The sequence below is a fragment of the Psychromonas sp. KJ10-5 genome (assembly GCF_055808325.1).
This window is the reverse complement of the sequence record NZ_CM147864.1, coordinates 2,132,759-2,145,375: the sequence shown is the minus strand read 5'-3', so window position 1 is coordinate 2,145,375 and position 12,617 is coordinate 2,132,759. Positions and strand designations below refer to the sequence as shown.

General features: G+C 35.4%; 10 protein-coding genes. 9 read left to right on the top strand and 1 reads right to left on the bottom strand.

Annotation, left to right across the window (positions count from 1 at the left end; translation table 11 throughout):
- Positions 1-70: 70 nt before the first annotated feature.
- From AC0L3W_RS09470 to AC0L3W_RS09445, 6 genes are all read left to right on the top strand, one after another.
- The gene (locus tag AC0L3W_RS09470) at positions 71-1,249 is read left to right on the top strand and encodes a sirohydrochlorin chelatase (RefSeq protein WP_409439059.1); all 1,179 of its coding nucleotides are present in this window, start codon (positions 71-73) and stop codon (positions 1,247-1,249) included.
- A gap of 210 nt (positions 1,250-1,459) precedes the next feature.
- Positions 1,460-2,068 carry a histidine phosphatase family protein gene (locus AC0L3W_RS09465; RefSeq protein ID WP_290040456.1) on the top strand — a complete coding sequence of 203 codons (609 nt, stop codon included), beginning with the start codon at positions 1,460-1,462 and terminating at the stop codon, positions 2,066-2,068.
- Complete coding sequence (cbiB, locus tag AC0L3W_RS09460; RefSeq protein ID WP_409439060.1) at positions 2,065-2,991, top strand: adenosylcobinamide-phosphate synthase CbiB; 927 nt, start codon at positions 2,065-2,067, stop codon at positions 2,989-2,991. Before AC0L3W_RS09465 ends, cbiB begins: the two co-directional genes overlap by 4 nt.
- A gap of 52 nt (positions 2,992-3,043) precedes the next feature.
- A complete protein-coding gene (locus tag AC0L3W_RS09455; protein WP_409439061.1) occupies positions 3,044-4,069 on the top strand; it encodes a threonine-phosphate decarboxylase in 1,026 nt (341 codons plus the stop codon).
- Between the two features lie 162 nt (positions 4,070-4,231).
- Positions 4,232-4,681 carry a DUF302 domain-containing protein gene (locus AC0L3W_RS09450; RefSeq protein WP_409439062.1) on the top strand — a complete coding sequence of 150 codons (450 nt, stop codon included), beginning with the start codon at positions 4,232-4,234 and terminating at the stop codon, positions 4,679-4,681.
- A 437-nt stretch (positions 4,682-5,118) separates the two neighbouring features.
- Entirely contained in the window at positions 5,119-5,880 is a 762-nt protein-coding gene (locus AC0L3W_RS09445) for a transporter substrate-binding domain-containing protein (protein ID WP_409439063.1), read from the top strand.
- A gap of 154 nt (positions 5,881-6,034) precedes the next feature.
- On the opposite strand, the gene AC0L3W_RS09440 is transcribed toward AC0L3W_RS09445, so the two are convergent.
- A complete protein-coding gene (locus tag AC0L3W_RS09440; RefSeq protein ID WP_409439064.1) occupies positions 6,035-7,981 on the bottom strand; it encodes an acyltransferase family protein in 1,947 nt (648 codons plus the stop codon).
- Positions 7,982-8,284: 303 nt separating this feature from the next.
- On the opposite strand from AC0L3W_RS09440, the gene AC0L3W_RS09435 reads away from it, so the two are divergent.
- The 3 genes from AC0L3W_RS09435 to AC0L3W_RS09425 all read left to right on the top strand — a co-directional run bounded on the left by AC0L3W_RS09435 (position 8,285) and on the right by AC0L3W_RS09425 (position 12,602).
- Positions 8,285-9,172: a sulfotransferase family protein gene (locus AC0L3W_RS09435; protein WP_409439065.1), complete on the top strand. Its 888-nt coding sequence runs from the start codon at positions 8,285-8,287 to the stop codon at positions 9,170-9,172.
- Between the two features lie 801 nt (positions 9,173-9,973).
- A complete protein-coding gene (locus tag AC0L3W_RS09430; RefSeq protein ID WP_409439066.1) occupies positions 9,974-10,972 on the top strand; it encodes an NAD-dependent epimerase in 999 nt (332 codons plus the stop codon).
- Between the two features lie 184 nt (positions 10,973-11,156).
- Positions 11,157-12,602: a lipopolysaccharide biosynthesis protein gene (locus AC0L3W_RS09425; RefSeq protein WP_409439067.1), complete on the top strand. Its 1,446-nt coding sequence runs from the start codon at positions 11,157-11,159 to the stop codon at positions 12,600-12,602.
- Positions 12,603-12,617: the final 15 nt, after the last annotated feature.

Below are 12,617 nucleotides of genomic sequence, written 5' to 3'. Positions count from 1 at the left end.
TTTATGGCTATTGGTACCATGGCAGCCAAATCAGCTCAGCATAAATATAGATAAGAAAAAGAGATTTAAAATGAATGAACAAGTAGTTAAAAAAGGCATTATGGTATGTGGTCACGGTAGTCGTGATAAAGATGCTGAAGTTGAATTTTCATTAGTAGCAGAAGGGTTAAAAAAACGCTTCCCTGATATGCCTATTGAATATGGTTTTTTAGAGTATTCTGCACCTAATATCCATATGGGATTGAATAGCCTAATCGCACAAGGGGTTAACCATATATATGCGGTACCAGGCATGTTATTTGCAGCCACTCATGCGAAAAATGATATTCCATCGGTATTAACCACCTTTGAAGAAAAAAATGCGGGCTTACAAGTGACTTACGGTCAAGAATTAGGTTTACAACAACCTATGATCAACGCCTTTCAAGCACGTATTTATGAATCATTAGGACTGGATGCGGACAATCCCCCTAAAGAACTTTACGATACTATGCTGGTGGTAGTAGGGCGTGGTACTTCAGATACTGAGGCTAATGCAGAAGCTGCTAAACTAACACGTATTGTAAGTGAAAATATGGGCTTTGGTTGGGCTGATACCGTTTACTCTGGTGTGACTTATCCGTCAGTGGGTGTAGGTCTTGAGAAACTATTAAAGCTTGGCTTTAAGCGTATTGTTGTTGCGCCTTACTTCTTGTTCACTGGTCGTTTAATTAAACGTATTTCTGGATATATTGATAAAGTAGCAAAAGAGAACCCAGAAGTTGAATTCATTAACACACCGTACCTACGTGATCACGACAAAGTAATTGATGCCTTTGAAGTACGTGTTCGTAATATTATGGATAACCAACAAGTACAAGGTGAAGATTTAATGGCGACCTTTAAGCGTCGTTTAGCGGCGGGTGAAGTAGACGTTCATCACCACCATGCAGAGTATCAAGATCCTGAAGCGCATAGCCATGATCACGACCACAGTCATTCGCATGACCATAGCCACGACCATTCTCATGATCACAGCCATGCTCACGGTCATTCGCACGATCATAGTCATGCACATAGTCACAGTCATGCAGAACCTCATAGCCATGGTGTCTATAAGCACATTGCACACCCACTAGGGCCAAGAACAATGATTGGTGAGGGTATTTGTAACTGCTTTATGAGTCAATTTCCTCAAAAATTATTGGATGAAGAAAAAGAGCGTATCGAGAATGGTGTACAAGGCGAAGCACTAGCACATCGTAAATAGTATTCGCGCACTATTAAATTGGGGGCTTACGTAGAAAGCTTACCAAGAAACAGTTATCAATAATCTTTGATAACTGTTTACTCTCCATTTCGCTCCTTATACTATGCTCTTATATTCAATAGCTTAGATACGTTAAAATCAGTTAGTCTATTGAATCAAATTTGATTATGATTGTCTTAACTTTCACCTTTACTAATTTAAGAGTGTACATTGAATAACCAAACTACTTTTTATCTTGCCCGTCATGGACAGACTGAATGGAATGTTGCACAGCGTATTCAAGGTCAACTAGACAGCCCACTTACGCCACAAGGCAAACAACAAGCTGCATTATTAGCAGAGCAGTGTCGCCAATTAAATATCACTAAAATTTTGACTTCCCCCTTGGGCAGAGCAGTGCAAACCGCGGATGTTTGTGGACAACTCTTACAAATAACGCCAGTGCCAGTGAAAGGTTTTGAAGAGCGTCATTTTGGCGATTGGCAAGGTAAATTTACCCATCAAGTGAATACGTTAAGTGATTATGATGAAATAACTTCTCAGATTACCGACTGCAAACCCAAGCATGGTGAGAGTTCAAAACAGTTAGTAACCCGTTTTGAAGCCACCTTACGAGAAGAGCTTAAAAACGCAGCAAAGGAAGTTAGTTTAATCATTATTCATGGTGATATCTTACGTTGTTTTATGGCGCAGTTTATCCCTCATCTAACCCCCAATTCGGGCTCTAAGGATAACGTAAGCACAGGTTATGATTATAAAAATGCCGAGCTGATAGCATTAAGCTACGATCAAGATTCTGGTACTTTTACAAGTCTATGATGGTTTTTTTCACCCTAGTGATTGCTTTGGTTATTGATTACTTTATTGGTGAGCCTAATCGTTACCATCCATTAGTCTTATTTGGCAATCTAGCGAATACGCTGGAAAAAAAATTAAACAAAGGTACGCCGCAACAACGCTTTATTAAAGGCGTGTTTAGCTGGGCTATATTAGTGTTACCTGTACCGTTGATTTACTTACTCTTAATGTGGATCTTACCTGTTTATCTCTTACTATTAGTTAACATCTATATTGTGTATTGGGCCGTGGCATTAAATAGCCTTATCCAACATGGTATGCAAATCTATCAGCCTTTAAGTGAAGGCGATTTATCAAAAGCACAGCATTTTTGCTCTTACATTGTAAGTCGTGACACCAGTGAACTTGATGCCCAAGCGATAAGCCGAGCAACCACTGAATCCATGTTAGAAAATGGTCACGACGGCGTAACTGCGACCTTAATCTATTTTGTATTAGGTGGCGCACCATTAGTTATTATACATCGCTTAAGTAATACGCTGGATGCGATGTGGGGATATCGAAACGAACAGTTTAACTATTTCGGTAAATGCAGCGCCCGTATTGATGATCTATTAGGTTTTATCAGCGCTAAAATCACCGCTTTATTATTTGCAATCATTGGCTTGTTTAATGGCACTGCACAACAGGCATTAAATAATGCTTATCAACAGAGTAGAGACTATAAAAGTCACAATGGTGGCTGGGTGATGGCATCAGGCGCAACGGTTTTACAGGTTTGTTTAGGCGGCAGTGCGGTTTATTTTGGCAAAACAGTGGTTTCTCCACAATTAGGTGAAGGTGAAGCAGTACAAAGTAAACATATCGCTGCAAGCTTAACGTTAGTAAAAAAAGCAGTATTACTTTGGTTGTTGATGGTTGCATTATGGCAAAGCATTTTGTGATTGGTACATTTTTAATTTATAAACAACAGATTAAACAAGGTTTATTAAAATAATGGCAATAATACATGGCGGACAGCTGAGTAAAGTAGCAAAGCAGTTTGCGATACCTGAACAAGCATGGTTAGATCTTTCAACGGGTATTGCGCCATTTAGTTATGCTATTCCTGCGATTCCAGAAAAAATATGGCAAGATCTCCCAACTATTTCACCGAATTTAATTACCGCTGCACAGCAATATTACCAAGCCGAATTCTGTTGGCCTGTTGCAGGCAGTCAACAATTAATCGAAAAATTACCATCACTTTGGAACGATAAAAATAGTGCGATAAAAGCAGGGGAAGCAAAGCATGCGTATTTGCCTAAAGTCGGTTATAAAGAACATCAACGAGCTTGGTCGTTAGCCGGTTATCAACTGCATTTTTATCAAGAATTTTTGCCAAATAACATCGAAAAAAATAGCGTAGTGATAGTGATTAACCCAAATAATCCACTTACCGATACTTTCTCTATCCAACAACTAACCCAATTAAAAAAGCACTGTCAGCAGCAGCAAGCACTGCTTATTATTGATGAAGCTTTTGCCGATATTTTTACACCTGAATTCAGCTTTGTGCCTCATATCACCAATGATAATGGATATGATGAGCTGATCGTATTGCGTTCATTTGGTAAGTTCTTTGGCCTAGCAGGGATCCGCATCGGCTTTGTATGCACCACTGAAATATGGCGAGATATCATTAAAGAAAGTATTGGCCCTTGGTCAATTAATGGGCCTGCATTATTTATCGCTGAGCAAGCATTAAAAGATACACAGTGGCAAGTTGCACAGAATGAACGACTTAATCAACAAAGTGAAGCGATGCAACTATTGCTGAAATCGTATTTATTGAATGCACGCATTGAAGCGAATGCTTTGTTCATTACTGTTTTCTTAGATAATGCACCTGATATTTATGAAAAATTATGCCGCCAAGCTGTATATGTAAGGTTAACAGATGAAGGTAACGCTCTTCGATTCGGTTTAACTGATATGTTAAATATGCAGCGTTTAGATGAAACATTAGCGACAATTACTTAAGTATCTGAAATCTCAATATGTGAGCGCTGTAAAAGAGTGGATAATTATCAATATTGAATACCTACAAAGTAAAGTAGCCTGTTAAAAAAATAGGTGTTACTTTGAATCTTGTTTTATTTTTAGCGTGATAAGAGCCTTAAACCTAAACCGAGAGATATGATCATGAAAAAATTAATACCACTACTATTTTTATCATTTTTTGTAACTAGTTACAGCCATGCATCAGAGAGTGTTACTTCTGTTGCGAGCCACCATTCAGTAAAAGAAACCGCTGATAGATTTGTAGATATATTGTCTAAAAAAGGGTTAACTCTTTTTGCGCGTATTGATCACCAAAAAAATGCGAAAAGTGTCAATCTGGAGCTAAGAGAAACAGAAGTGCTAATTTTCGGGAACCCAAAAGTAGGCACACCATTAATGCAATGTGAGCAACAAGTTGCGATTGATTTACCACAGAAAGTGTTAATTGCTAAAGACGCTGACGGGAACGTGTGGTTATCTTACAATGACCCTGAGTACATAAAGCAACGCCATCAGGTGACTGGATGTGATGCTGTATTTTCCAAAGTAGCTAATGTATTAAGTGCCTTGACCAACGCAGCTGCAAAATAGTATCTCCCTTCTAAATGAGTAAAGTAGTTTCCTAGAGACTACATTACTCATCTCATTGCAATAATTACCCAGTGCTGAGACAGTTAAATACTTCTCAAATAAACCTTTATCACTTCCTATCAATCTCAACTTATTATGTATCTTCTATAAGTCATTTTATTAAAATAGCTTCATTTCTGGGCCATTATATTAAATAAAGCTATCTAAACTCTGGGCAGGAAAAATAAACTAGTTTAAAGCATAAACTGAGCCTTGCTAAGGTTAACCTCGTTGATCGTCTGTCGAAGAATGAAAGAAAAAGTATTTATTCTTTAATGGCAGTTCCCTTACGAAATTTACAACGAAGAAATAAGTTATTTTAACAAGTAAAATAGAACAGTTAATTAGTATGATTGGTATAGTAGCCTGACATCTATTCAATTTTAATAAGGATATTTATGAAACTCTCTCAAATTGCTTTACTTTCTATGGCTGCATTAACGTTTAATGCACAAGCTGATTTACTCGATGATATTCAAGAAAAGGGTGTTATCACGGTTGGTACAACGGGTGATTATAAACCTTTCTCTTATTACGATGGTTCAAACTACTCTGGTTACGATATTGATGTTGCTAAACATCTTGGTGAACAGTTAGGCGTAAAAGTAGAGTTTGTAAAAACGACCTGGAAAGGCTTAGTGCCTAATCTACAAGCGGGTAAATATGATATTGCCATGGGAGGAATTACTCGTCGTATCTCTCGTCAACTAGCTGCAGAACAATCACAAGGTTACATGACTTTTGGTAAACTATTTTTAGTTGCCAATGGTAAAGAAGCGCAATTTGATACCTTAGCAGAAGTGAATCGTCCTAGCGTAAAAGTCGGAGTTAATATTGGTGGCACTAATGAAAAATTTGCCGAGCAGTTTTTAACGGAAGCGACTTTAGTAAAATATGAAAACAACTTAGATGTTCCTAAAGCTGTTGCCAATGGTGATGTAGATGTAATGGTAACTGAAACACCGGAAGCGCTTTATTATCAAACGATTAATAAGAAACTACAGGCTGTTCGTGAAGAAAACCCATTTACCAAAAGCCAGTTTGGCTACTTAATGCCAGTGGGTGAACAGCGATTACTAAATACTGTTAACTTCATAATGGATGAGATGAAGCTAAAAGGTGTAGATATTCAATTAATGAAAGATAATTCGCTAATGTAATATTTTTATTAAAGATCGGTATAGAAGGGGTTTTAAAGTCATTTAAATTGTTTCGTATTATTACCAGTGTGACTGATATTGAGTTCAAAAGGAACACTGCTAGTGGTTACTAGTCAGTGTTTCTTCGTTGGTACTTAAAAGCGTCCTCATTAAACTAATATTTTAAAAAATCATCAGGTAAACGTTTACCAAAAAGCACTTCACCATTTGCTGATAAATGATCGCCATCAGCCCAAAGTAAATGTTCACAACTCATAAAATCTTGCGGGAAACTATAATTAAGCGTTTTATTTTGTGAAACAAATTTTAAGTTAGGGATTGGTTTCACTTTTGAGCGAATATGGTCATCAAGTTTAATAAAAGGGGCTTTCTGCCCACTTCTTAATGTAAAGTTGGATGTGCAGTTTTTTTGTAGTATTTGCTTATAAGTAAAGTGGGGCTCAACTCGACTACCAAACCAAGTAACGTGAGTTAATTTGCTTAGCTCAGTTAAGTAATCAATAACTAGTTTGACATGTTCAGTATCGATGCTAATCCTTTCAATAGGAGCATCTAATGCTAGTTTATCGAACATAAACCGAGACCCTTTTTGACCATGCTCATCAAGCAATAAGTAAAAGCCAGCTTGCTCGTAAATAACATGATCAAATATATTTTTATTCTCTTTAATAAAAGCTGTAACTTCATCGTAAGGGCATACTTTCTGATCATTCCATATACGGCAACCAGCACTGGTTATACCAACTATAAAAGAGTGATTAAATCGAGATGAAATCATGCCAAATAAATCGATAGCATGACTGTCTCCAAGGATTAATACACCTGAACCATAGGTTGCCGCACACTGTTTTAAACGTGAGGCGATGCCATTAGTTAAATCAGAGGCATTAAATCGACACTGTGAAAAGTCTTGTTGCCCTGTTTCGTCTAATCCCCAGTTTCTACCTGAGTGACTCATACGGGTTAATAAACTGTAGGTTTGCTGTGTAGGAATATCCTGTCGTGATAACCACCCATTATCCCCATTATCTATATAACTATAAGAAGAAAAGCTAATAATAATTAATATGGTGAGAAGAGGTTTATATTTAAGAAGAGACCAAGAACCTAAGGCCTTTTTAAACTTTCTTTTTTCTACTAAATGATAACTAAGACAGCCTAATAAAATAGATAATAAAATGCCTAAATAAACGTAAAGAGATTCTAATGAAAAATAATAGATAGCCACAACAAAAGGCCAATGCCAAAGGTATATAGAATACGACCAAGCCCCTAGTTTTTGAAAAATAAAGTTATTAGTAATAGCACTTTCGTAGTGCTGTGACTGTATAACTAGGAAGGCCCCTAGAACAGGGAATATAGCGAGGTAACCTGGCCATGGCGTTTCTTTGGAAATAAATAGATAAGCACCAATAATCATGGCTAATCCAGTCAATTGAACAAAGCTTTTATATTGCTGCTTAATCGCAAAAGGAAATGCGTATGCTATGCCACCTAACATCATTTCCCAGGCGCGAGTTGGTAGCAAATAATAAGCAGGGTTTGGCCATTGAAAAGTTGCTATTATACTAAAAAGTAACAAAACAATGGTGCTAATAAGCAGCGCTAATTTCATTGATTTTAACGACATGAACTTTTGCATTGTCACTAAAAGAAGCGGGTAGATAATATAGAACTGCCACTCAACGGATAAAGACCAAGTGTGCAAAAGCCATTTATTGTGTGAAGCCATATCAAAATATCCAGCTTCACTCCAATATGTAATATTGGATAAAAATAACAAACTGCTAGTAACGTGTTTAGTTAAAGCAGTGTAATCTGAGGGGGTAATAAAGAACCAGCCAAAAAGTAACAAAGCAGTAGATAGAACGGCTAAAGCTGGCATAATTCTATTTGCTCTCGCAATATAAAACTGTACTGTTGAAAATTGTTGCCGTTCAATACCGTTAAATATAATACTGGTCATTAAAAAACCAGAAATAACAAAAAAAATATCAACACCGGCAAAGCCACCGGGGAGCCATGATTCATTAAAGTGAAATAATACAACCGCTATAACCGCAATTGCCCTAAGTCCATTTATATCTGCTCTAAATTTCATTTTCTCTTTTTCTTTTTGATTTTAGAACAACTTTAAAGCAAAACTTAAGTTAAGTTAACTAGACTAAAAGAGTAGAGGAACTATTTACTAAATAAAGGTCTAACAGATGGAGTGAATAAATTTTAAAAGTATAGTACTGTCTTGTGAAGCGAAACCTTTCCGTATAATTAAATCAAAAAAACAAATTAATGTATTTTTTTTGTATTTTTTACATTATTCTCTAGTTTGATATGTTGCTTTTATTGGTGTTAGCCAATAACTCTCAAAAGATACTTTACTGTTATATATAATCTTAGGTGAAATATGAAGTGTATTTTTATTGGTGGGGCAGATCGAAGTGGTACAACTATGTTGGCTTCTTTATTAGCTAATATTAAAGATAGCGTGGTTGCACCAGAATCCTTATTTAAAACAGACATCCCATTTGAATACCCTATCTCAATTGAAAATTATAGCCAGCAGCTTAATAAAGATAAACGCTTCAAACGCTGGGGCGTAGATACAAGCCGACTCAATAACACTGATTATCAAACCTACGATGATATCTACCAAGACATCTTAAGTTTGTACTCTTCAAACCCTGCACCACAATATTGGATCGATCACTCACCAAATAACTTAATGTATGCAAAGTTACTCAACTCAACATTTAAAGAGAGTTATTTTATACATATTGTTAGAGATGGACGGGCCGTTGCAAATTCACAAATACCACTAGAATGGGGGGAAAATACTTTCTTACAATCATCAAGAGCGTGGTTAAATAAAATTTTATATGGCTTCATGGCGCAAAGCTTATTCCCCGAAAAGACGATTTTAATTAAATATGAAGATTTACTTTTAGACAGCGAAAAAGAGATTGCAAAAATATTAACGCTTCTAGGTAATCCACAGCTGAATGGCGGTTCAATAAACAATGACTTTGTGCCTGACTTTTCAAAAAAACAGCACGCGTTGGTAGGGAAAGCGCCTGAAACAAGCCGTTCACAGGCTTGGAAAGCAAAACTAACTCAACAGAATATTGCAGATTTTCAATACTATGCTGGTGACGCCTTAAATATTTTGGGTTATGAATTAATCGATACTAGCAACGAAAAAGTAACGAAAAAGCACATGATCAAAGAGTTTTTTAAAGAGCTGTGGTTTAAAAAAGTAATTAACCCACGGAAATATAAGTTGAAACGAAAATAACCTGTATTCTCTTTCCTTCTCCCTCCCATCCTGCTTAATATTTTATATTTTTAACATCTGCCATCAATTAAAGCGTTAGGGTGACATGGTGCATTGTTTTTAAATTAAAAGTTTGATTTAGCCTTTCTCTTGTAACGAGTAGATATTTCTATTTACTTGTAGGTATTTGATTTTTTTAACTAACTAGCCACAAGGTGGTAGTTATCAGTGTTTTTGTTCGAAATTAAAACGATATCTTTTTTTATGGAACTAAAGCTGTTATTAATTAACAAAAAGAAGTGACAAAAGAGATCTAAATCACTAAAATTTAATGAGTGATTGCTTTTTTTTGACAAAATTAACAGTAATAAATTTATTCTACTAGCGTGAAAATAAAGCTTAATTAGTGCCTAATTCGGTATTTTATTTTTGAAATGATATTTGTAGTGTCTTTAAAAATAAAATAGTAATAGTGACTTAAATTAAGTGGCTCCGCTATATAAAGTGAATCATTAGATATAAGCGTAACTGATTGCTCATTAATTTTAGAACAAGTACAACGGATTGTATTTTTAGCTTTTTTGCTAATCAGCAGAAATACGCTAGGCCAGATAAACGGAATTTCTAATGAATAAAAATTTTCCTTTTCTGCTTTATCTTGTTAAATCCCCTTGTTTGGTTAATGCTATTTTCACATTTGGGCTTATTGTCCTCCTGTGTAGTTAAAACTCAATTTCTCTTATCTAAAAAGTATAAAAGCAATATAAGTAGGGCTTGTTTTGCTATTTATATAAAACCTAATTTTTTAAAGGTAGTAAAATTATGAAATATTTAGTAACAGGTGCAGCTGGTTTTATTGGAAATTTTGTGTCAGAGCGTTTATGTGATGCTGGGCATGATGTTGTTGGGTTAGATAACTTAAATGATTACTATGATCCTAACCTTAAACTAGCTCGTTTAAAGCGTCTTGATAAGTTTGAAAATTTTACTTTTGTCAAACTTGATTTAGCTGATAGAGATGGCATGCAGGCTTTATTTGCTGATGAAAAGTTTGACCGTGTTATTCACCTCGCTGCTCAAGCTGGTGTTCGCTACTCTATTGAAAATCCAATGGCTTACATTGATTCTAATTTAGTGGGGATGGCTACTATTTTAGAAGGGTGCCGTCATAATAAAGTAAAACACTTAGTCTACGCTTCATCAAGCTCTGTATATGGCATGAATGAGAAAATGCCATTCTCCACTGAAGATGAAGTTAACCATCCTGTTTCTTTGTATGCTGCTACTAAAAAGTCAAATGAGCTAATGGCCCATAGCTATAGCCATTTATACGACTTACCTACTACAGGGTTACGTTTCTTTACCGTATACGGTCCATGGGGACGTCCTGATATGGCACCGTTCTTATTCACTGATGCTATTTTAAATGACCGCGAAATTAAAGTGTTTAACAACGGCAAGATGAAACGTGATTTTACTTATATTGATGACATTGTTGAGGGTATTATTCGTATTCAAGATGTAGTGCCAGTGCGCAATGCTGAAAACCCAAATACTTCACCTTCATCAGGCAAAGCCCCTTATAAAGTATTTAATATCGGCAATAACGAACCAATTGCATTAATGACGTTTATTGAAGCCATAGAAAAAGCGGCTGGTAAAGAAGCGAAGAAAAACTTCATGCCAATGCAAGCAGGTGATGTGCCTGCGACATTTGCAGATATTGATAGTTTAAAAGAAGAGGTTGGTTTTAAACCAGATACTCAAATTGAGTACGGTATGCAGCAATTTGTTGATTGGTACAAAATGTATCATTCATAAGGTTATATTAAGTACCAGGCATGATTATTGATTATTCTTTCATCATGCTTTTTTGATTGATTTTTAGTGGGTTTTAAATTCTTTGATTCAGAAAATACCATTAAAATACAAATAATATCTTAGACAGTAAATTACATTGTTAGGTTATAAATAGTCCCTCCCAAATATAAATTTAATGGTAAATATGACTTTAAATAAAAAAATAGTAAAAGGTTCAATTTGGAGCTTGATAGGTAATTCTTCCTATCAACTGTCGGGCCTAATTATATTTGTTATTCTTTCTCGTCTTTTATCTCCTGTAGATTTTGGTACAGCTGCACTGGCAATTATTTTTGTAGAATTAACTAATGTTTTTGTGCGTTATGGTTTAGTTGAAGTCGTTGTTCGCAACGTTAATTCGTCGGATGATTCTATTGAAAACGATGCTTTTATTGCGACTTTATTATTAGGTTTAATGACTAGTGTTTTATTTATTGTTTTTTCTCCTTCTTTAGAGTTATTTTTTGATGCACCTGGGTTGGCTATATCATTGCAAATTTTAGCTGTTGTTCCTTTAATGCAGGCTTTATCAACTATACCTGAGGGCATATTAAGAAGAGAGTTCAAATTTAAAGCATTAGCTTTAAGGTTGTTAAGTTCTTCTGTTTTTGCAGGAGGAGTCGCCATTGGCCTTGCTTATAATGACTTTGGGTTTTATAGCTTAATCATCCAAAAAATTATATCTACAACAATTCTTCTAGTTTTAGTATGGAAAAGTACTAAATGGCGACCTGCTTTCCATTTTTCTTACTTAGGTACTATTAATATCTTAAAACAAGGACAACCTATTGTTTTAAGCTCTTTAATTGGCCAAGGAATTTTTAGATTTGTTGAATTAATTGTTGGTTATTTTTTGGGAGTCGCTACTTTAGGAATTTTTAAAATAGCAGGAAAACTACTAGATGTTATTGTTCAGTTTACGATTAAACCAATTGTTGATGTATCTTTTTCAGCCTTTGCAAATCTAAAAAACTCACCAATTGAGTTAGAAAAATGCTATCTAAATTTTATCACTACATGTGCAATCTTTGCACTACCGGCATTTATGGGAACATTTATTATTGGGGCCGATTTAGTTAATTTAGTTTTTGGAGAAAAGTGGCTTAGAAGTGGGCAAGTATTATCGGTTTTATGCCTGGGTGGGATGAGCGTTACATTAAATTACTTTTTTGGCCAACTTTGCCACGCTACTAATAATTCTCATATTCCCTTTAGAATACGTGTAATTGAATTTATTGTGGTTTTAAGCCTTGTGAGCTTTGCTGCTCAATATTCAATTTACTATGTTGTTTATTCTACAGTGTTAGTCGCTACCCTTATTAGCATAGTGATGATTTTTATTCTTAAAAGGAAGTTTTTATTCTCTGTTAGTCGCATTTTTAAAGGAATTATACCTTCTTTGATTTCTGCTCTGTTGATGGGGGCTGTGATTTACCTTTCTTTACAAACACAATTGAATAATCTTGGCACTATCCTTAAAGTCATTATTAGTATTGCCATCGGTTGCATTACTTACGCATTATTTTATAGGGTTGTTTTTCCTAAGAAAGCTTCGGAGATTATCGTAAATATAAAGGCTTTACGAAAATGATTGTTAAGTTTGATG

Excerpts from the sequence above, each read along its gene's own strand:
- AC0L3W_RS09470 (WP_409439059.1), top strand. The coding sequence starts at position 71 with ATGAATGAACAAGTAGTTAAAAAAGGCATTATGGTATGTGGTCACGGT.
- cbiB (WP_409439060.1), top strand. The coding sequence starts at position 2,065 with ATGATGGTTTTTTTCACCCTAGTGATTGCTTTGGTTATTGATTACTTT.
- AC0L3W_RS09455 (WP_409439061.1), top strand. The coding sequence starts at position 3,044 with ATGGCAATAATACATGGCGGACAGCTGAGTAAAGTAGCAAAGCAGTTT.
- AC0L3W_RS09450 (WP_409439062.1), top strand. The coding sequence starts at position 4,232 with ATGAAAAAATTAATACCACTACTATTTTTATCATTTTTTGTAACTAGT.
- AC0L3W_RS09445 (WP_409439063.1), top strand. The coding sequence starts at position 5,119 with ATGAAACTCTCTCAAATTGCTTTACTTTCTATGGCTGCATTAACGTTT.
- AC0L3W_RS09440 (WP_409439064.1), bottom strand. The coding sequence starts at position 7,981 with ATGAAATTTAGAGCAGATATAAATGGACTTAGGGCAATTGCGGTTATA.
- AC0L3W_RS09435 (WP_409439065.1), top strand. The coding sequence starts at position 8,285 with ATGAAGTGTATTTTTATTGGTGGGGCAGATCGAAGTGGTACAACTATG.
- AC0L3W_RS09430 (WP_409439066.1), top strand. The coding sequence starts at position 9,974 with ATGAAATATTTAGTAACAGGTGCAGCTGGTTTTATTGGAAATTTTGTG.
- AC0L3W_RS09425 (WP_409439067.1), top strand. The coding sequence starts at position 11,157 with ATGACTTTAAATAAAAAAATAGTAAAAGGTTCAATTTGGAGCTTGATA.